The 20569-nt window shown below is 63.2% G+C and carries 17 protein-coding genes; 10 read left to right on the top strand and 7 right to left on the bottom strand.

The annotated features are described in order from the left end of the window. Positions 1 to 206: 206 nt before the first annotated feature. A complete protein-coding gene (locus ACZYOF_RS24580) occupies positions 207 to 1208 on the bottom strand; it encodes an NADP-dependent oxidoreductase (protein WP_463717411.1) in 1002 nt (333 codons plus the stop codon). Positions 1209 to 1482: 274 nt separating this feature from the next. On the opposite strand from ACZYOF_RS24580, the gene ACZYOF_RS24575 reads away from it, so the two are divergent. Together ACZYOF_RS24575 and ACZYOF_RS24570 are read left to right on the top strand one after the other, a co-directional pair. Next, a complete protein-coding gene (locus ACZYOF_RS24575) occupies positions 1483 to 2772 on the top strand; it encodes a dicarboxylate/amino acid:cation symporter (RefSeq protein WP_463717410.1) in 1290 nt (429 codons plus the stop codon). A gap of 12 nt (positions 2773 to 2784) precedes the next feature. Further along, positions 2785 to 3723, top strand: coding sequence for an amino acid ABC transporter substrate-binding protein (locus tag ACZYOF_RS24570; protein ID WP_463717409.1), 939 nt, complete (start codon positions 2785 to 2787; stop codon positions 3721 to 3723). A 113-nt stretch (positions 3724 to 3836) separates the two neighbouring features. Here the strand turns inward: ACZYOF_RS24570 and ACZYOF_RS24565 are convergent, their stop codons facing one another. Next, positions 3837 to 4787, bottom strand: a complete 951-nt coding sequence (locus tag ACZYOF_RS24565; protein WP_463717408.1) for an ATP-grasp domain-containing protein — start codon at positions 4785 to 4787, stop codon at positions 3837 to 3839. Positions 4788 to 5077: 290 nt separating this feature from the next. On the opposite strand from ACZYOF_RS24565, the gene ACZYOF_RS24560 reads away from it, so the two are divergent. Beyond that, positions 5078 to 5851, top strand: a complete 774-nt coding sequence (locus ACZYOF_RS24560; RefSeq protein WP_463717407.1) for a ferredoxin--NADP reductase — start codon at positions 5078 to 5080, stop codon at positions 5849 to 5851. Between the two features lie 310 nt (positions 5852 to 6161). Then, complete coding sequence (locus ACZYOF_RS24555) at positions 6162 to 7787, top strand: FMN-binding glutamate synthase family protein (RefSeq protein ID WP_463698945.1); 1626 nt, start codon at positions 6162 to 6164, stop codon at positions 7785 to 7787. Positions 7788 to 7907: 120 nt separating this feature from the next. On the opposite strand, the gene ACZYOF_RS24550 is transcribed toward ACZYOF_RS24555, so the two are convergent. The 4 genes from ACZYOF_RS24550 to ACZYOF_RS24535 form a co-directional block, all read right to left on the bottom strand. Next, complete coding sequence (locus ACZYOF_RS24550) at positions 7908 to 9221, bottom strand: ABC transporter ATP-binding protein (RefSeq protein WP_130578534.1); 1314 nt, start codon at positions 9219 to 9221, stop codon at positions 7908 to 7910. 105 nt (positions 9222 to 9326) lie between these two features. Next, complete coding sequence (locus ACZYOF_RS24545) at positions 9327 to 11315, bottom strand: carbohydrate porin (RefSeq protein ID WP_130578535.1); 1989 nt, start codon at positions 11313 to 11315, stop codon at positions 9327 to 9329. Positions 11316 to 11767: 452 nt separating this feature from the next. Next, positions 11768 to 12043 (bottom strand): hypothetical protein, encoded by a 276-nt coding sequence (locus ACZYOF_RS24540; protein WP_028163362.1) that lies wholly within the window; start codon positions 12041 to 12043, stop codon positions 11768 to 11770. A 119-nt stretch (positions 12044 to 12162) separates the two neighbouring features. After that, positions 12163 to 12996 carry a creatininase family protein gene (locus ACZYOF_RS24535; protein WP_463717406.1) on the bottom strand — a complete coding sequence of 278 codons (834 nt, stop codon included), beginning with the start codon at positions 12994 to 12996 and terminating at the stop codon, positions 12163 to 12165. A 123-nt stretch (positions 12997 to 13119) separates the two neighbouring features. Here ACZYOF_RS24535 and ACZYOF_RS24530 point away from each other — a divergent pair, with 123 nt between their 5' ends. Genes ACZYOF_RS24530 through ACZYOF_RS24510 form a run of 5 tightly spaced genes read left to right on the top strand, consistent with a single transcriptional unit; the run spans position 13120 to position 17455 of the window. Then, positions 13120 to 14139, top strand: a complete 1020-nt coding sequence (locus ACZYOF_RS24530) for an ABC transporter substrate-binding protein (protein WP_463717405.1) — start codon at positions 13120 to 13122, stop codon at positions 14137 to 14139. Positions 14140 to 14159: 20 nt separating this feature from the next. Continuing rightward, complete coding sequence (locus ACZYOF_RS24525; RefSeq protein ID WP_463717404.1) at positions 14160 to 14969, top strand: ABC transporter ATP-binding protein; 810 nt, start codon at positions 14160 to 14162, stop codon at positions 14967 to 14969. Beyond that, a complete protein-coding gene (locus ACZYOF_RS24520; protein WP_130578540.1) occupies positions 14966 to 15754 on the top strand; it encodes an ABC transporter permease in 789 nt (262 codons plus the stop codon). Before ACZYOF_RS24525 ends, ACZYOF_RS24520 begins: the two co-directional genes overlap by 4 nt. Continuing rightward, entirely contained in the window at positions 15754 to 16740 is a 987-nt protein-coding gene (locus ACZYOF_RS24515; protein ID WP_165421085.1) for a 2-hydroxyacid dehydrogenase, read from the top strand. The genes ACZYOF_RS24520 and ACZYOF_RS24515 overlap by 1 nt, the downstream gene beginning before the upstream one ends. A gap of 46 nt (positions 16741 to 16786) precedes the next feature. After that, complete coding sequence (locus tag ACZYOF_RS24510) at positions 16787 to 17455, top strand: protease inhibitor Inh/omp19 family protein (RefSeq protein WP_394567347.1); 669 nt, start codon at positions 16787 to 16789, stop codon at positions 17453 to 17455. A gap of 321 nt (positions 17456 to 17776) precedes the next feature. Here ACZYOF_RS24510 and ACZYOF_RS24505 read toward each other — a convergent pair whose 3' ends face one another. Beyond that, positions 17777 to 19444 (bottom strand): methyl-accepting chemotaxis protein, encoded by a 1668-nt coding sequence (locus ACZYOF_RS24505; protein ID WP_463717403.1) that lies wholly within the window; start codon positions 19442 to 19444, stop codon positions 17777 to 17779. 306 nt (positions 19445 to 19750) lie between these two features. Between ACZYOF_RS24505 and ACZYOF_RS24500 the strand changes: the two genes are divergently transcribed. Continuing rightward, complete coding sequence (locus ACZYOF_RS24500; RefSeq protein ID WP_130578543.1) at positions 19751 to 20125, top strand: hypothetical protein; 375 nt, start codon at positions 19751 to 19753, stop codon at positions 20123 to 20125. Positions 20126 to 20569 lie beyond the last annotated feature (444 nt).

The raw sequence follows: 20569 nt of genomic DNA, 5'->3' as shown, positions 1-20569 counted from the left end.
TGTTCGTGGGCGACCCCCCTCCCCTCCCCGGCCCCACTCCCCCCACCCCCACGCCCGCGTACCCTCACCCCCCCCCGCCGCCCCCCGGGGCCCCGCCGTCGGTGGGGGTGTGGGGGGGCCACCGCGAGCGGGCCCCACAAACAAACCGCGGGGCGGGGGGGGGGGCCCCGCTCGGCTTGCCCCACCCTACAACTGCGTGCTCAAGCCTACACCCGGATCATGCGCTTGCCGCGGTTCTCGCCGGCGAGCAGGCCGATCAGCGCCGCCGGCGCGTTCTCCAGCCCGTCGATCACGTCTTCCTGCACCTTCAATTTGCCGGAGGCGACCCAGGACTGCAGGTCGGCGAGCGCCGCGTCGCGCTGGTCCATGAAGTCCATCACGATGAAGCCCTGCATGATCAGCCGCTTCACGACGATCAATCCGGGCACGCCGCGCGGGCCGTGGGCGGAGGGGACGCCGTCATATTGCGAGATCGCGCCGCAGCAGGCGATTCGGCCGCGGTTGTTCATCTGCGGCAGGCAGGCTTCCAGGATGTCGCCGCCGACATTGTCGAAATAGACGTCGATGCCATCAGGCGCGGCCGACCGCAGCGCCTTGTAGGTGCCGCCGTCCTTGTAATCGACCGCGGCGTCGAAACCGAGCTCGCTGGTCAGCCAGTGGCACTTGTCCTTGCCGCCGGCGATGCCGACCACGCGGCAGCCCTTGATTTTTGCAATCTGTCCGACGATCGAGCCCACCGAGCCGGCGGCGGCCGAGACCACGACGGTCTCGCCCTCCCTGGGCTTGCCGACATGGAGCAGGCCGAAATAGGCGGTGAGGCCGGCGATGCCGTACACGCTCAGCAAGTGCGTCATCGGCTCGAGCTTCGGCATCTTGTTCAGATGCCTTGCCGGCACCGCGGCATAGTCCTGCCAGCCGGTGTCGCCGAACACGATGTCGCCTGGCGCAAGGCCTGGCGCCTTCGACGCCACCACCTCGGCGATGCCGCCACCGGACATCACGGTGTTGGCCTCGACCGCAGCGCGGTAGGTCGCGCCATGCATCCAGGCGCGGTTGGCGGCGTCGAGCGAGAGATAGCGCAGCCGCAGCAGGGCCTCGCCGTCCTTCGGCTCCGGGATGCTGCCGTTGACCATCCTGAAATGCTCAGCCCCAAGCTTCCCCGTCGGCTTCTCCACCAGCAGGATCTGACGATTGATAGCCTCGCTCATGGTGTTCCTCCCTTTGTTGGTCAATCCCGATGCAATTGCGTGCTCGCTGCGCGGCCGACTGCACAGATTGTGCGCTGCCCACGGTCGTCTTTTTGTTTGAGCATGATCTTTCCGGAAAACCGGTTCCCACTTTTCCGGATCATGCTCTAGTCCCCGCGTGTCTATTCCACAACTGGAACATGCAGCAATGCGCGCGCAGGTCGAAAGCGTGTTGCGCCGGTGCGTAAATCTGCCACACTCCATCGCTTGCCGGGTGACTTACGGGAGTAAGAACATGTCGAGCAGGTTTACGCAGTACATTCTGATCGCGATGGCGCTTGGCATCGTGATGGGGGCCTTTGTCTACAACTTCCTGCCCGATAGCCGGGCCGAGATCGCAGCCGACGTAAACCTGATCGCGATGTTGTTCCTGCGGCTGATCAAGATGATCATCGCGCCGCTGGTGTTTGCGACATTGGTCGGCGGCATCGCGCATATGGGCTCCGGCGCACGGCTCGGGCGTATCTTTGCGAAGACCATGGGCTGGTTCGTCAGCGCCTCCTTCGTCTCGCTCCTGCTCGGCCTCGTCATGGTCAACCTGCTGCAGCCCGGCGCCAACTTCCCGGGCACGCTGCCCGACAAGGGCCAGTCGACCGGCCTGCCGGTCTCGGCCTTCTCCTTTGAAAAATTCCTGATCCACCTGGTTCCGACCTCGATCGCGGACGCGATGGCGCAGAACGAGATCCTGCAGATCGTGGTGTTCGCGGTGTTCTTCGCGGTCGCACTCGGCGCAATGCCGGAGCGGGCGAAGCCGATCATGGCCCTGATCGACGACCTCGCCCATATCATGCTGAAAGTCACGAGCTATGTGATGCTGTTCGCGCCGATTGCTGTGTGGGCCGCGATCATGGCCACGGTGTCGAAGAACGGGCTCGGCGTGCTCTGGAAGCTGATCGTGTTCATGGGCGGCTTCTATGTCTCGCTCCTGATCCTGTGGGGGATCCTGGTCATCGTCGGCTTCATCGTGATCGGTCCGCGCTACAGCCATCTGTTGCGGCTGATCCGCGAACCGCTGATGATCGCGTTCTCGACCGCATCCTCGGAAGCCGCCTATCCGAAGACGCTGGAGGGATTGAACCGCTTCGGCGCCTCGTCCCGGATCTCGGCCTTCGTATTGCCGCTCGGCTATTCCTTCAACCTCGACGGCACGATGATGTACTGCACCTTTGCCAGCATCTTCATCGCGCAGACCTATCATATCGACATGTCGCTCGGCACCCAGCTCGCGATGCTGGCGACCTTGATGATCACCTCCAAGGGCGTCGCCGGCGTGCCGCGCGCGTCCCTCGTCGTGATCGCCTCGACGCTCAGCCAGTTCGGCATTCCCGAGGCGGGCCTGTTGATGATCATGGGCATCGACACCTTCCTCGACATGGGCCGCAGCGCCACCAACGTGATCGGCAACTCGCTCGCCACCGCCGTGGTCGCGAAGTGGGAAGGTGAGCTGAAGGAAGAGCACGAGCTCGGGCCGGACGATGCCGTGCCTTCCGATGCGGTGCCGGGTGACGCGGTGCCGGCGCATTGACGGGAGAGCTGCATGCATCAGCCCCCAAGGAAAGCGACAAGGAAGGCGATATGGGCCGGCTGCCTGTTGCTGGTAGCATGTCTGCTGGCAACGCCGGCCGCCGCCCAGACGGCAAGCGAGGGGCTTAGCTCGACGCTTGCCAATATCAAGAACACGCATGTGGTGCGGCTCGGCTACCGCGAGAGCTCGCCGCCGTTCTCCTTCCTCGACCATTCCAACCGGCCGATCGGCTACAGCCTCGAACTGTGCGAGGCGATCGTGGAGGAGATCGGCGTCGAGGTCGACGATGCCAATCTCAGGATCGACTACGTCAAGGTCACCTCCGACGACCGCATTCCTGCTGTTGTGCAGGGCAAGATCGATCTCGAATGCGGGTCGACCACGGCGAATTCCGAGCGGGCCAAGCAGGTCGCGTTCTCACCTTTGATCTTCGTCGCCGGCACCAAACTGATGATGCCGAAGACCTCCGCCGTCTCGGGAGTGACCGACCTCAAGGGCAAGACCGTGGTCGTGACCAAGGGCACCACCAACGAGCAGGCCATGCACAATGTCGACAAGAAGTTCTCGCTCGGGCTGAACATCGTGACCTCGCCCGACCATGAGCAGTCCTACCAGATGCTGGTTGACGGCAAGGCGGATGCGTTCGCGACCGACGACATCCTGCTCTACGGCCTGATCGCGCGGCACAAGTCACAGGACAGGTTTCGCGTGGTCGGCGACTACCTGTCCTACGATCCCTACGGCATCATGTACCGCAAGGGTGAGCCGCAGTTGAAGGACGTGGTCGAGCGGACCTTCCGCAAGCTCGGCTCCGGCCGCGACCTGATCCCGCTCTACAACAAATGGTTCATCGCACGGCTTCCGACCGGCGAGCGCCTCGACGTCGCGATCTCGCCGCAGCTCGAGGAAGCCTTCAAGGCGCTGAATGATAACGAGGGGACGAGCAATTAGCGCGATTGCGTGGGCGAACGCGTAAGGTGGGCAAAGCGAAGCGTGCCCACCTTTCTTGCACCGAACGTGGATGGTGGGCACGCTTCGCTTTGCCCACCCTACGGCACTGATGCTTACGCAAACACTTTATCCAGCGCCGCTTCATACGCGGCATAAGCCAGTTCCGGGTGCGAGCGGCTGAGCGCTTCCATCTTCACGCCGGCGTTGACTTCAAGGATCCGCCAGGCGCCGTCGGTGCGTACGACGTCGATCGAGCCGAAGCGGATGCCGATCGCGCGGGCGGCCTTGATTGCCATCTCGATGCAGGTGTCGCGCGTCTCGCCCTGTTTCAGCAGCACCGGCCGCGCGCCGGAATCGAGGTTGTGGCGCCAGTTGAGGATGCGCCGCTCGCCCTCCGGGACGATCGCATCGAGTTCGGCCCGCCCGATCTCGGCGATCAGGCCGGGCAGCGCGGTCGATCGCCGCCCGGCCGGCACGGCCGCGAGCGCAAGCTCGAGCAGCGAGTGGCTGCCGTCGCCGATCACGAACGGACGCTCCTTGCCGTAGACCACGACCGGAAGATCATCGACCAGGACGACGCGGACCTCGTCCTCGATCTCGACATAGGGCGAGATGGCGAGGCTCGGATAGGCCGCCAGGATCCTGCCGACCGCGAGCTCGAGCGCACGCTTGGTCGTCACCCGGAAGACGCCGTCGCCCGACGTGCCCTCGTTTGGCTTGACGACGAGGCCATTGGGATGCTCGGCCAGCAGGCGCAGCATCGTTTCCCAGGAGCCGGGCGCACGCGTATAGGCTGCAAGCTTCGGTCCCAGGAACAGGGTGTGGGGGATGCAGGGGACGCCGGAACATTGCAGCACCTCGGCGGTGGCCGCCTTGTCGTTGGCGATCTGGTGCGCGACCGCGCTGTTCAGCCCGACGTCATAGGCGAAGGCGAGGTGCCGCCGCTCACCACGTTGCATGACCATCAGCCAGCCCTCCGACCGCACCTCGACCGTAATGTTACGGGCCAGGCAATATTTCGTGACCGCGTCGACGAAGATCCGCTGGCTGATTGGGATCGCCAAGTCGATTTTCCTCTCTCGATGGCGCGCTGTGGAATTAATTGCTTGATCGGGATCGTTTCCAGCAAGTTAATTGCGCCGCCCCGGAAACCTTAACAACGATGTTTTGAACCATTCTGCGAAATCAATCGACAGCCATGCCGAGTTCGCAATTGCACAATGGATGAATTCCATTATGTGTGTCAGCGGCGCGACGGGCAGGCGGGCTTCCCCTTGATGTCAGTCAATTTCGTGCGGTCGAGCAGCCGCTACTCGACCTCGTTTATGTAAGGTCAATCGGAAAAACCAGACACATGAGCGCGTTCTATCGAGAGAAGGTACTTTCTGTTCGTCACTGGACTGATACGCTTTTCAGCTTCCGAGCCACCCGCGATACCGGCTTCCGCTTCCAGAACGGCCAGTTCGCCATGATCGGTCTCGAGATCGATGGCCGGCCGCTGCTGCGCGCCTATTCGATGGCGAGCGCCAATCACGAGGAAGAGCTCGAGTTCTTCTCGATCAAGGTTCAGGACGGTCCGCTGACCTCCAAGCTGCAGAAGATCCGGGAAGGCGACATCATCCTGGTCGGCCGCAAGGCGACCGGCACGCTGATCACCGACAATCTCATCCCCGGCAAGCGGCTGTTGCTGCTGTCGACCGGCACGGGGCTGGCCCCCTTTGCGAGCCTGATCAAGGACCCCGAGGTCTATGACCGCTACGAGACCATCGTGCTGGTCCATGGCTGCCGCCAGGTGTCCGAGCTCGCCTATGGCGAGGAGCTGGTCGCCAATCTGCGCGACGACGAATTGTTCGGTCCGCTGCTCGCCGAGAAGCTGCTCTATTATCCGACCGTCACGCGCGAGCCGTTCCGCAACCGTGGCCGCATCACCGACCTGATCACCTCGGACCAGCTCTTCAACGACATCCACCAGTCGCCGCTCGATCTCGAGACCGACCGCATCATGATGTGCGGCAGCCCAGCGATGCTGGAAGACCTGCGCAAGCTGTTCGAGGGCCGCGGCTTCGCCGAAGGCAACCACAGCGCGCCCGGCCATTTCGTGATCGAAAAGGCCTTCGTCGAGCGCTGAGCTTTTCTGCTCAAGGCCACCCTCTCCCCCGTCATTCCGGGGCGCGCGAAGCGCGAACCCGGAATCTATTTCTCCGCAGGCGTTTGCGGCCCGGTGGATTCTGGGCCCATCGCTGCGCGATGTCCCGGAATGACGGCGGAGGGCGGCCGCGTTCTCCTTCGTTGCAGCGCAATACAACACCCCGGACCGGGTGGCATCGGTGTCACATCCGTGAACCCGAAGGCCGATTATACCGTATGGCAGATGGCGCGGGATGGATTAGGCTCCCCCGCCCGCCACAACAATCCGGCAGGGTCTGCTGAGGGGTTTCATGGAAACGCTGCTGCTTCCGTTCTCGCCGCGCTTCATCGTGCTTACGATTTGCTCGGTCGTCACCGCTCTCTTGCTCGCGTTCGGCATCGTCGACCGGAAGCTGATCGACGTCATCCTGATTCCCCTGCTGATCTTCGGCGCGCTGACGCTGCTCGGCGTCCGCGACCTCATGCAGAAGCACCACGCGGTGCTGCGCAATTATCCGATCTCGGCGCACTTGCGCTTCCTGCTCGAAGAGATCCGCCCGGAGATGCGGCAGTATTTCTTCGAGAGCGAGAAGGACGGCATGCCGTTCTCCCGCGACACCCGCGCCGTCGTCTATCAGCGCGCCAAGATGGTGCTCGACAAGCGGCCGTTCGGCACCCAGGAGGACGTCTACCGCGAGGGCTATGAGTGGATGCACCATTCGGTGGCGCCGAAGCCCTACTCGAATGAGAAATTCCGCATCACCATCGGCGGTCCCGATTGCACCAGGCCTTATTCGGCCTCCGTCTTCAACATCTCCGCGATGAGCTTCGGCGCGCTCAGTCCCAACGCGGTGCGCGCGCTGAACGCCGGCGCCAACAAGGGCGGCTTCGCGCATGACACTGGCGAAGGCGGCGTCAGCCCCTATCACCGCGAGAAGGGCGGCGACATCATCTGGGAGATAGGCTCCGGCTATTTCGGCTGCCGCAACCGCGACGGCACGTTCAACCCGGACGAGTTCGCGCGCGTCGCTGCCGACGACCAGATCAAGATGGTCGAGCTGAAGATGAGCCAGGGCGCCAAGCCCGGCCATGGCGGCGTGCTGCCGGCAGCAAAGGTCTCGGAAGAGATCTCCAAGATCAGGGGCGTTCCCTTGGGCGAAGACTGCATTTCGCCGGCCTCGCACAAGGCTTTCTCGACGCCGCTTGAGATGATGGCCTTCGTCGGCGAGATGCGTAGGCTGTCCGGCGGCAAGCCGGCCGGCTTCAAGCTGTGCATCGGCCATCCCTGGGAATTCCTCGCGATCTGCAAGGCGATGCTTGAGAGCGGAATCTATCCCGACTTCATCGTGATCGACGGCAATGAGGGCGGCACCGGCGCGGCGCCGCTGGAATTCATGGACCATTTGGGCATGCCGATGCGCGAAGGCGTCAATTTTGCCCACAATGCGCTGGTTGGCATCAATGCGCGCAACCGCATCAAGATCGGCGCCTCCGGCAAGATCGCGACCGCCTTCGACATGGCGCGCGCGATGTCGATCGGCGCCGACTGGTGCAATTCGGCGCGTGGCTTCATGTTCGCGCTCGGCTGCATCCAGTCCTTGAGCTGCCACACCGACCGCTGCCCGACCGGCGTGACCTCGCAGGACCCGATCCGCAACCGCGCGCTCTACGTGCCCGACAAGATCGAGCGCGTCTGCAATTATCACCACGCGACGCTGCATGCGCTGGCGGAGCTGCTCGCCGCTGCCGGCCTCGAGCATCCGCAGGAGTTACGGCCAATCCATTTCACGCAGCGGACGTCGACCGCGGAAGTCCGCACCTTTGCCGAGCTCTACCCGGCGCTGCGTCCGGGCGAATTGCTCGAAGGCACCCAGGACCGCCGTTTCCGCGACGCCTGGGCCATGGCCCGCCCCGATTCGTTCCAGCCGGCGGGGTGAAGAGATCGTAGCCCGTAGCCCGGGCGGAGCGCAGCGTAACCCGGGGACCGCTCGTCAACGTTGATGCACGTGTCCCGGGTTGCGCTGCGCTTCACCCGGGCTACGTGGTCAATTCAATCGCTAATGCGGGTTCTCCAGACTGAACGTCTCCGACTGTTCGTCATAGGCGAACAGCTCGGCATAGCGTCCCCATGAGACGATGGTCTTTAGCGTCTCATCCGCATAGTCCTCGGACATGTAGTCCTCGAGTTCGTTACGGAATCGCGCGGCGGGCGCGGTGTGGGACGGGCGCTCGTCGAGCACGCGCTTGATCAGGCCCATCACCGGCACGTAGTTGATCAGATGCTCGGCGAACAGTTTCTTGCGCGCGTCGGTTTCGAGATTGGCGAAGCGCAGGCCGGCTTCCGTCAGCACCAGGTCGCCCTCGCTCAATCGGGCGAAACGCAAGAGCTGCAGCGACTCGCCGAGATGGAGGATCTCGTCCGTCTCCATTTGCAGGCTGCCGGCGAGGACCGGCAGGTCGGCGTGGCCATTATAAGGCGGTGCTGCCAGCGTCTCGATCAGGCCGGACAGTTCATTGGACGAGACATGGCCGAGCGCGGTGCCGACGCCTGCGCCGGACATCATCTCGGTCGCCGTCGTTGACTTTCCGTCGGTCCGCTGCGTCATGCGCCCATAGATGCTGTCGACGAGCTGCCGGAACGCCGGATCCAAACGGTTGCGCGGATGCGGGAAATCGACCTTGATCTCGGTCGCCACCCTCCCGGGATTGGACGAGAACACGAGAATGCGGTCGCACATCAGCACCGCCTCCTCGATATTGTGCGTCACCATCAGCACCGATTTGATCGGCAGGCGCCCTTCGGTCCAGAGGTCGATCAGGTCGGTGCGCAGTGTTTCGGCGGTCAGCACGTCCAGCGCCGAGAACGGCTCGTCCATCAGGAGCAGGTCCGGATGCACCACCAGGGCACGCGCGAAGCCGACACGCTGGCGCATGCCGCCGGACAGCTCCTTGGGGTAGGCGGATTCGAAGCCGTCGAGGCCGATCAGGTCGATCGCGGCCAGCGCGCGGGTGCGCCGCTCGGCGGCGTCGATGCCGAGTGCTTCGAGCCCGAGCTCGACATTCTGCAGCACCGTGAGCCAGGGAAACAGTGCAAACGACTGGAACACCATCGCGACGCCGTTGGGGGGACCTGCGATCTTCTTGCCGCGACAGGCCGCCTCGCCTGAGGAGGGATCGACGAGGCCGGCGATGATACGGAGCAGCGTCGATTTGCCGGAGCCGGAGCGGCCGAGCAATCCGACGATCTCGCCTGCGCGGATCGTCAGGTCGACGTTTTCGAGCACCAAAAGGTTCTCGCCGCTGCCCTTGGGAAAGGAGCGGCAGACGCCGCGGATGTCGATAAGGTTGGGCTCAGCGGATTGTTCGAGCATTGCGGCTCCTCATCACCTGAGGCGAAAGCGGCGGGAAACGATTCCTTAAACCGATATCTCCCGCGATCCTTCCGTTTGGGCACGATCTTGTCGGAAAGATGTGCTCTAGAATTCCCCGTGCAGCCTTCCCGCGAAGATGTGCACGGGGCCACGGTCGGCGTTATAGGCGGGGTTTGTGATGAACTGATAGTCCGCCGTCAAGGTGAAGTTCTTGCTGATCGAATACGCGTAGTAGGTCTCGAAGATGCGCTCATGACTGTAGTTGAGCCGGCCATCGCCGATCAGCAGGCCGAGGCCGCCAGCGGCAAGGAAATCGCGATGCCCGGCGGACAGGCCGTTGATCGCGCCGCCAACGCCGAACGTGTCGCTTGGCCGCCCCCAATAGCTGCCCTTGACCGACAGGCCGCCCGAAACGCTGCGATCGACGTCGGTGAACGAGAGAATTTCGCTGCGGCCGTCGTTCCAGCTCGCGCGGGCGAACAAGCCAATGTCCGTGGCGAGCTGCTGCTCGAGGTTGGCGTAGAAGCCGTATTTGAGATTGTCGCGGCGGATGCTCGCCATCACATCATTGATGTCGAGCGCCGGGTTCAGGCTCTCGATATCCAGCGCCTCGCGGTAGATGCCGGTATTGCCGCGATTGGCGAAGGCACCGAGCCGGAGCTTGCCGGGCTGGTCTTCGAGCGAATAGCGCCCCTCGAACTCGACCACCGTGCCGCCGGTCTTGAAGGTCAGGATATCGCTGTTGGGCGCATCGGGCACCTGGAACAGGCCAGCGCGCACCGCCCAGTCCTTGCGGTTGAACTCGACTACCGCGCCGCGCGTATAACCAGGCAGGTCGGCCGGGAAGTCGTAGGCGGCGGAGGCCCACATCGCCCAGTTCATGAAGTCGAGGCGCGGGTCCTTCGCATAGGAATTGCCGTCGAAGAAGTCGCCGACCGCAAAGCGCCCGACGACGACGGTGATGCGGTTGATGTCGCGCTTGCCTGGCAACTGGTTGGGACCATCGGCGACCTCTTCCTGCTCGCCTCCGAGTCCAAAGGTCTGCTTGAGGAAGTAGCGTTGTGGCCGCAGCTTCGGAAAGGCTGCTCCCGCCTTTTGTGCTTCGCCGTTGGGGAAACCGGCAAGGCCCAGCGTGCCGTTGATGCCGAAGCCCTGCGCCAGCTCCGGATTGAAATAGAGCTCGCCGCCTTCCCACAGCCTGAGGCCGAGAAACGCCGTCGTGGTCCAGGTCGCCTGGAGTTGTCCAGGTCCCGGCAGGCTGTTGGTGCCCATGTAGGGCGAGCGGAACGACGGATAGCCCTGCGGCAGGAACGTGGTCTGCGCATGCACATTCCAGTCGTTCGACTCAGGAAGTTTGGTCGGGCTTGCAGCGACCGGCCAAGGCGCATCGCCAAACTGATAGTTCAAGCCGAACTTCAGCAGATGGAGATCGGGCTTGATGCTGACGGGGGGCAAGCCGAATTCGCCGAGGTCGTAGGTCCGTTGCGCGAGGTTGACATAGTCATATTCGAGCTTCGCGCTCCAATTGCCGCTCAGCGCGAATTCGGCACCGGCGCCGATGGTCCAGCCGGTGTGATATCGACCGGGGGTCGAGACAATCTCGCCGTCGGCGTCGTTGATCCTGACATGGCTGTGCCCCCAGGCGAAGCCGCCGGTCAGATAGGGCATCCACAATCCGAATGCGTAGCCGACGCGGCCACGCAAGGTGCCGGTATAGTCGATCGAACTCTGAAATGGGGCGGGCACCAGCCGCGGCATGTCCAGCGGGCTCGTGAACGTGGCGTCGGCCTCGATGCCAAGCACCACGCGATTGGAGAATTGCCGATTGTATCCGGCCTGATAGCCGCCGAGCAGCCCGGTGATCGTCGGGGGAAAGAACACGGACTGTTCGGGGAGGGGATTGGTGCGCGGGCCCAGGCTACCATCGCCGTAGCCGGTATGGGCTCCCAGATAGAAGCCGGTCCAATCGTAGACGGCGGCGTAGGCGGGAGCCTTGACGGCGATGTCGGCCGCAACCGCCGGGCCGCTCAAGGCGAAGGTCGCGGCCGCCGCGTGGCCGAGAATCAGCTCAAGGGATCGGCTGCGGCGCGGCATGGCGGAGATGTTTCCAAACTGAATGTCGCGACAGTTCAGCGTGCCCGTTCCCGAAGCGCTGCTACGACGCCTTCCCCAACACCAAATCATCACGCCGCCCTTGCCCCGGTCGCATGTCCTGATTCCCCTCCATCGCGCCAGATCGGGGAAGCCACACTATACCGCAACCCTTATTGCGAATAATTCGCAATAGCAAGAAGCTGCGGGTTATTACCGCTGGATCGCATCGCTCAATGACAGTTTTGCAACAGAAAGCGCGATCATCTTGCCGCGGCCAGATCCGGAAGTGGATGACCCGCCCGGGGGGACAGCCGGGCGGGTCGGGGTACGACACGGGGTGGATGAGGCGCCCGTGCCGGACGCACAATCCACGGTCGACGTGTTTTCGAGCGAAGGAGGTTTACCGGTTCGCGTCAAGAAAACGCGTCAACCAAAACCGCTCCGTCGATCGATCAGAAATTGCAGGTACGCACGCGGCCCATGTAATTGCCGAATGCATCGTATTGGCGAACCCAGCCGCAGCGGCGATAGCCGTCGTAGTAGTAGCCGTTGTTCGCGGCGATGGCGCTGCCGACAACCGCTGCGCCGACGAGGCCGGCACCGACGCCCCAGCCCCAGTGGTGGTGGTGGAACGGCTTGGCTTGCGCCTGGGTGGTCGACGTCGCGATCGTGCCGGTGACAGCGAGCGCGGCGAGAGCGAGAGCAGCAATCTTGGTCTTGATCGACATGGATAACTCTATCCTGTTGAAGGCGGCGCCGGGATGGCCCGCACGCACCGTTGGACGGAGCCTCCGCGATTTGGGTTCGAAGCGGAGCAGGGAGGCTGTGGCTGTCGATTATTCGCCTGTCAGAACAGCGGCTTAGCGGATGAGCGTGGTCCGGCCGCGAGCTTGTTCACGTCGAAGTTATCGACATCGATAAGCAGCTCGCAGAACGCGCGCGCGCCGTTATCGAGCAGGCGCTCGCCTTTCTCCGCGGAGGCCTTGGTCGCATCGCCAACCGCGCCGCTTGCGTGCAGGTCTTGTGTTTGCCAGGCGAATGGCGCGGGCCGCTGCGTCGACAGCCAGCGGTGATCCTTTTCGATCGCAATGCTGGCGGGACGAAAATCCGCGATCGCTTCGTTGCGCACCGTTTGCGGATAACGCGCCAGCATGATCGAGGTCTCGACCGCGCCGCCGTGAATGCCGTGGCGCACTTCCTCGGCAGCAAACAGCTTGTCCGCCGCGCTCAGCCGCGACCAGCTTGTGGTGACCACCAGCATTCCGTGTTGCGCGCGCAAATCCTGCGCGACCAGGCTCATCGCGGCGCTGTTGCCGCCATGGCTCGTGACTATCACCAGTTTTTTGACTCCTGCGCGTGCCACGCTGTCGCCGAGCGCCGTCCACGTCTTCAATGCGACATTGGTCGGCAGCGTCAGCGTGCCCGGAAAATCGATATGCTCGGTGGAAATGCCGACCGGCTGCAGCGGCAGGAAGGTGGCGGGGAGGCCGATCGGCAACAGCTCGCGCACGAGCGCCAGATAGGCTTCGGCGATCATGATGTCGGTGCCGAGGGGCAGATGCGGCCCGTGCTGCTCGGTCGCCGCGAGCGGCAGCACCGCGATCCAGCGCGCCGGATCGGCGCCAGCGATCTCCGGCCAGCGGATTTCGGTCCAGTCGCGGGGTGGAACAGTGGAAGTCATGCCAAACGTTTCTCTGCCAAGCGTTCCTTTGCGCGGATTTGCGAGGTAATTTGCCGGCCCTGCCGCGGGCGCATTCGGCGTCCATCGCCCATCATGGGCCATAACCAGCGACGGAGTCCAACCATGAAGCGGGCCTTTTTGCTGCGAGCGTTAACTATAGCTGTTTTCGCCCTGGTTGCGGCCTTTGCGCCGGCAAGGTCCGAGACCTTGGACAAGGTTTCGTTTGGCACCAACTGGGTCGCGGAGGCCGAGCATGGCGGCTTCTTCCAGGCGCTGGTCGACGGCACCTACAACAAATATGGCCTCGAAGTCACCATCGTTCCCGGCGGTCCCAACAACAACAATCGCATCCTCCTGATCGCCGGCAAGATCGATTTCTTCATGAGTGCGAACTCGCTGCAGTCGTTCGACGCGGTCACCAACAACGTGCCGCTGGTCGCCGTCGCCGCGATGTTCCAGAAGGACCCGCAGGTGCTGTTGACCCATCCTGACATCAAGGCAACCAAGCTTGAGGATCTGAAGCCGCTGACGCTGCTCGTCTCCAAGGAGGGCATGACGACCTACTTCCAGTGGCTGAAATCCGAATACGGATTCAGCGAGAGCAAGGTCAAGCCGTACACCTTCAACCCGCAACCCTTCATCGTCGACAAGAAGAGCGCGATGCAGGGCTATGTCACCTCGGAGCCGTTCGCGGTGGAGAAGGCCGCAAGCTTCAAGCCCGGAATCTTCCTGCTCGCCGATTACGGCTTCAACACCTATTCGACCTTGATCGAGACCCGTCGCGAGATGGTCGAGAAGAAGCCAGATCTCGTCCAGCGCTTCGTCGACGCCTCCATCATCGGCTGGTACAACTATCTCTACGGCGACAATGCCGCTGCGAACGCCATGATCAAGAAGCTCAATCCGGAAATGACCGACGAACTGCTCAGCTATTCCATCGACAAGATGAAGGAATACGGCATCGTCGATTCCGGCGACTCCTTGAAGAACGGCATCGGCGCCATGACCGACGAACGGATGGCGAGCTTCTTCGACAAGATGGTGCGGGCCGGCGTCGTTCGCTCCGATATCGACTTCCGCCAGGCCTATACGCTGCGCTTCGTCAACAAGGGCGTCGGGCTCGACCTGCGGCCGAAGAAGTAAGCACGAAGATTGCTCTCGTGATGGCCGAGCAAGCCTCAAGCGAACTGGACGCCGGCTCCCCGCTTGCGGTGAGCCTGCGTGGCGTCACGAAAGTTTATGACACTGGCCTGGCGGCGCTCGGGCCCGTTGACCTCGACGTCCGGCGCGGCGAGTTTGTGTCGCTGGTCGGGCCGTCGGGCTGCGGCAAATCCACCGCGCTGCGGCTGATCGCGGGCCTTGTCGCGCCGACCGCCGGCACGGTCAGCGTCTCGCCTCTCGCGGCGGAAATGCGCGGCCATCACCCGATCGGTTTCGTATTCCAGGAGCCGACCTTGATGCCATGGGCGAGCGTGCGCGACAATGTCCGCCTGCCGCTGAAGCTTGCTCATGCGCCGACGAGAGAAGCGGACGCGCGCATCGACGAGGCATTGGCGCAGGTCGGGCTTGCCGAATTCGCCAAAGCCTATCCGCGCGAACTGTCCGGTGGCATGAAGATGCGGGTCTCGTTGGCCAGGGCGCTGGTCACCGATCCCGATATTCTCCTGATGGACGAGCCATTCGCGGCGCTGGACGAGATCACGCGTTTCCGCCTCAACAACGATCTGCTCGCGCTCTGGCGCAAGCTGCACAAGACCGTGATCTTCGTCACCCATTCGGTGTTCGAGTCGGTGTATCTCTCGCAGCGCGTGATCGTGATGACGGCGCGGCCGGGGCGGATCGGTGCGGAGTTTCGCATCAGCGCGACCGAGCCGCGCGGCGAGGAATTCCGCACCTCCGCCGAATATGCCGGCTTCTGCCGTCAGGTTTCGGGCGCGCTGGCCCCGGCCTATGCGGGGCAGGCCGGCGCATGAAGTCCTCGCTGCATGCGGTCCGCCTGCTGTTGCCGGTCGTCGTCTTCGCGGCCGCTGTCGTGCTGTGGGAAGCGATCGTTCGCATCAACAATATCCAGCCCTATGTGCTGCCGGGGCCGGTGGCGGTGTTTCAGACCCTGATTGGCGACTGGCCGGTGCTGTCGCAATCGCTGGGCGTCACCTTGCTGACCACGCTGGAAGGTTTCGTGGCGGCCGCGATCGGCGGCATCGCGCTGGCGCTGTTGTTCAACCAGTCGAAATGGCTGGAATATTCGCTGTTCCCCTATGCGGTGATCCTGCAGGTCACGCCGGTGATCGCGATCGCGCCGCTGCTTCTGATCTATCTGCAGCAACAGACCGCCGTGGTGGTCTGCGCCTGGATCGTCGCCTTCTTTCCAGTCCTGTCCAACACCACGCTCGGGCTCAATTCCGTTGACCGCAACCTCGCCGGGCTGTTCCAGCTTTACGGCGCGACGCGGCTGCAGACTTTGTGTTTTCTGAAACTGCCGGCGGCGCTGCCGTTCATCCTCGGGGGTTTAAGGATCGCGGGCGGCCTGTCGCTGATCGGCGCAGTCGTGGCTGAGATCGCGGCCGGCACCGCGGGCGCAGGCTCCGGTCTCGCGTTCCGCATCGCCGAGTCCGGCTATCGTCTCAACATTCCACGTATGTTCGCGGCGTTGTTCCTGCTCTCGGTCGCCGGGATTGTCATCTATGGGGTGCTGGCGCTAATTTCGCACCTGGTATTGCGGCGCTGGCACGAGAGCGCGCTTGGAAAGGAAAGCTGATGGCTGCAACTATCTCTTCTGACAAGATCGACCTTTTGGTCTACGGGCCGATCCGTCCCATTCTGCAGAACGGCTTTCCCGATCAGTTCATCCTGCACACTGCGGAAAACCGCGCCGATCTCGAGCGGTTGACGCCGGAGACCAAGGCCAAGATCCGCGGCATGGCCGTGACCTATCACACCGTGTCCACCGACAGGACCGTGCTGGCGCAATTCCCGAAGCTCGAGCTCGTTGCGAGCTTCGGCGTCGGCTACGACCATGTCGAGTCCGCTTATGCGCGCGAGCACAACATCATCGTCACCAATACGCCCGACGTCCTGACCGAGGAGGTCGCCGACGTCGCCATGGGCCTCCTGATCGCGACCCTGCGCGAATTCATCAAGGCCGACCGCTATGTGCGCTCCGGCCTCTGGCAGACGCAGAACTATCCCTTGAGCGTCGGCTCGCTGCGCGACCGCAAGGTCGGCATCGTCGGCATGGGGCGGATCGGGCAGGCGATCGGCCGCAGGCTCGAGGCTTCGCTCGTTCCGGTCGTCTATCATTCACGCAATCCGGCGGCCGGCGTGTCCTACCAGCATTATCCCGACCTGATCGAGATGGCGAAGGCGGTGGATACGCTTGTCGTGATCGTGCCCGGCGGCGCCTCCACCGCAAAGATGATCAATGCCGATGTGTTGAAGGCGCTCGGCCCGCGGGGCGTGGTGATCAACGTCGCGCGAGGTTCGGTCGTGGACGAGCCGGCGCTGATCGCGGCGTTGAAATCGGGGACCATCCTGGCCGCCGGTCTCGACGTGTTCGCCACCGAGCCCAACGTGCCGGACGAGCTGAAGTCGATGCAGAATGTTGTGGTGCTGCCACATATCGGTTCGGCTTCCGTGGTAACGCGCAATGCCATGGACCAGCTCGTGGTCGACAATCTCAAAAGCTGGTTCGCCGGCAAGCCGCCGCTCACGCCCGTCGCGGAAACCCCGGTAAAGGGACGTTGATCAGGGATCGTCGATGTCAGTCCGCCGTTTCAGCGTCGTGGTGGCAATGCTGCTTGCAATCGCCGGCGGCGCTGGACCTGCGTCGTCCCAGGATGCCACGTCGCTGAAAAAGGAAATGATCGGGCAGTGGGAGCTTGCGACCACCGAGCGCAGCAAGACCTGCGTCGTCACGCTGAAGGGCGATGCCGCGGCCCAAGGCCTCAAGCTCGAGCTCGAGCCTTCCTGTCCGGCGGCCCTGCCTTTCACCAAGGACATCGCCGCCTGGAACATCAAGGGCCTCGACATCGTGCGGCTGCAGAATGCGGTTGGCGAACCGGTGATCGATTTCACTGAGGTCGAGAGCGGCATCTTTGAGGGGCATCGGACCGGCGAGGGCGTCTACATCCTGCAAAACCTCGCCGCGGCTCGCGCGCTCGCCAAGTCGATGGACCAGATGATCGGCGACTGGTCGATGGTGCGCGGCAACGGACAGGCGATCTGCGGCCTGACGCTGACCAATACCGAAGCCGGTCAGGACAATTTCCAGGTCTTCTTGAAGCCGAAATGCGATCCGGCGGTGACGGCGTTCGCGCCGACGGTCTGGCGGCTCGATCACGGCCAGATGCTGCTGATGTCCGAGAAGGGCGAGACTTGGCAGTTCGAGGCCGACGACAATGCGCAGTGGCGCAAGGTCCCCGACAGCGCCGACCCCCTGATCATGCTGCGCGACCAGTAGCAGCCGCTATGGCGTGATGCGATTTGGTCGAGTCGGCGGCGGTTCCTTCGCGGCCCATCCTTCGAGACGCCCGCCTTTGGCGGGCTCCTCAGGATGAGGTCTGATTTCGCGGCGGAATCTTAGACCCTCATGGTGAGGAGCGCCGCTTGCGGCGCGTCTCGAGACGATGCTGCGCATCGCTCGGAGAACCATGAGGCCCGCCTCGTTCACAGCCATCAAACAGCTATATGCGATAGCCCTGCCCGCAAGCGGGAGAGGGAGTGCAGCATCCACCGCCGATACGGCAAGTCTTCGATCTGAGCCGTTGGTAATCCGCTGCTATCAGCCGATGGCGGCGGCCTCGTTGGCGGCGCGGTGCATGCTCGACGACATCTCGCCGGTGACGACGCTCTGCTCCTCGACCGCGGCCGCCGTCGACGTCACATATTCGCCCACCGCCTCGATCGACCGGCGGACCGTGCCCAGCGCGGTGACCACGTCGACGGAAATGCCATTCAGCGAGTCGATTTCGACGCCAATCTTGTCGGTCGCCTGCTTGGCCTGGTTGGCCAGGTTCTTGACCTCGGCGGCGACCACCGCGAAGCCACGGCCGGCCTCGCCGGCGCGTGCGGACTCGATGGTCGCGTTCAGCGCGAGCAGGTTGATCTGGCCGGTGATGTCGCCGATCATCTGCAGGATGCCGCTCATCGAGGCGGCCGCGGCGGTCAGCCGCTGCGCCTGGTGGTCGGCGGATTGCACATGGTCGGTGGCGGCCGCAGCCGTTTCCTTGGACTTGACCATCGCCTCCGAGATCTCGCGCACCGAGGCATTCAATTCCTCGGCGCCGGCCGCGACCTGCTCCATCATGCCGCGGACGCGCTCGCTCTTCAGCCGCGCTATAACCTGGGCGGTGACGTCGGAGGCGTATTTGACGACCTTGAATGGCTTGCCGTTGAGATCCATGATCGGATTGTAGGAGGCCTGGATCCAGACTTCGCGTCCGCCGGCGCCGACACGGCGAAACTCACCGGTCTGGTATTCGCCGCGATTAAGCGCAGCCCAGAATTCCCGATAGGCTGGCAGGTCACGCTCGGCGGGATCGACGAACATGCTGTGGTGACGGCCCTGGATGTCGTGCAGCGTGTAGCCCAGCGTCTTCAGGAAATTCGCGTTCGCCGTTCTTACCGTGCCGTCCATCGCGAACTCGATCACGGCCTGCGACTTGTCGATGGCCGCGATCTGGCCGGCAAAATCGGCGTTGCGCAGCTTCTGCTCGGTCACGTCGGTGGCGAATTTGACCACCTTGAACGGCTTGCCGTTCTCATCGAACACCGGATTGTAGGATGCGAGAATCCAGACCTCCTTGCCGCCCTTGCCGATCCGCTTGAATTCGCCGGTCTCGAACTCGCCTCGGTTCAGCTTCTGCCAGAACTCCCGATAGTTCGGGCTGTCGCGGAATGATGCCTCGACAAACATGCTGTGGTGCTTGCCCTGGATCTCGGCCAGCGAATAGCCGAGCGCGCGCAGGAAATTCTCATTGGCGGTGATGACAGTGCCGTCGAGATTGAATTCGATCACCGCCTGGACGCGGCCGATGGCTATGGTCTGCGCCCGGAAGTCCAGGTTGTGCAGCCGGATCGAAGCATCGGACCATTCCACAGCGAAGCCTGCGCGCTGCCCGTCGTCCGTGGTCAGCGGCGTGATCATGAGATCGAAGGCGCGGCCACCGAACCTGATGGTCTCCCGGTGCGGCGACTTCAACTGTCCCAGAAGGTGGCGCTGGGCGGAATCCCTGTAAAACATGTCGATGCTGCCGCCGATCAGCTTGGCGACCGAGAAGCCCGGAAGCTCCTTGCGGATGTCAGCTTCCGCGTCGGTGAGCAGCTTGGTCACCGCACGGTTCATGTAGGTGATGGTCAGTGACGCATCCGCGACCATCAGGTTGGCAGTGATGACGTCGGCGGCAGTCTTGGCAATGTCACCGGCACGCGATTTCCGGCTTCCGAACATGTGTGGGGTTCCTGCGTTGGGGGGCCAGGCGATGAAATTGTCGATCAGGTATTCACGGTCGGCGAATCAAAATTCCAAATGTCACCAGAAGTTTCTCAGCATGGTGTGAATGGTCCCTTAAACATCCGGTTACCGCTGACAAAATCGCCGAGCTCCGATATTGCGTTGCGGCCGAAGACGTAAACCACTGCTAATCGGCGCTTTCTTTCCGTCACCTGTCCGTGTGCTGGGACGAGGAACGCCCTTGGCGTGCGCGGCGTTGGCTGTTGATGTCTCGATCTGTCTTTTTCCGACCAGGAGCGGATTATGGCGACGACCGTGCTTGCAATCGGCATCGATCCCGCATTCGCGGATTTCAGCGCCTTTCCGCAGCTCACGCCGGAACTCATCAGGAACTATATCGACGCGCAGATCGATCAGTTGCGCACCCACGGCTATCAGGCGGAAGCCTGTCTGGTCGATCTTGGCGATACCGCCGAGCGGGTGGTGGCCATGGCGCTGGAGTCGAAACGGTTCGACTGCGTCGTCATCGGCGCGGGCCTGCGCGAGCCCGCCGAGCAACTGCTGCTGTTCGAGAAGATCATCAACCTCGTGCACCGGCTGGCGCCGGAGGCCTCGATCTGCTTCAACACTTCGCCCGCCGATACGATGGATGCGGTGCGACGCTGGGTTGCGCCGTAAGACGGCCGCCGCATCACGGGCACCACTTGAAGGAGAGGGTCGCCTGCTTCGCCGTTCCGAGGGCCGGGCGGGCTTGTTTCTATGTTTCCACTTGTTTCTATTTAATGCCCGATGTTTCCATCTGTGTCTTCGGCGATGCGAACGATCCTAGTGTTTCTCTCTCGAGGCTTCACACACGATCACCGCACTGATGTACTCCGACCAGGGAATCTCGTCAGGGCGCCGAGGGATGGAGTCTGTCGATGCAATCTGTCACGTCCTTGTATGTGACCGGTTTAGCAAGGCTTTTTATCAGCGGCCCGTTGCCTCTGCGAACTTCCACGCTTTTTCCGTCACGAGCGTGCGTGACCTGATAACCGCGATACAACCAGGTCTTGCCTTCTGTCCAGGTTGGACGTTGCTCTTCCGTCATCGGCTCAACGCTCCCTGATTGATCGGCCAATC

It is taken from the genome of Bradyrhizobium sp. LeoA1Lang (assembly GCF_055413685.1).
Note: the sequence above shows the minus strand (reverse complement) of the source record. Positions and strands in the feature narration are given on the sequence as shown.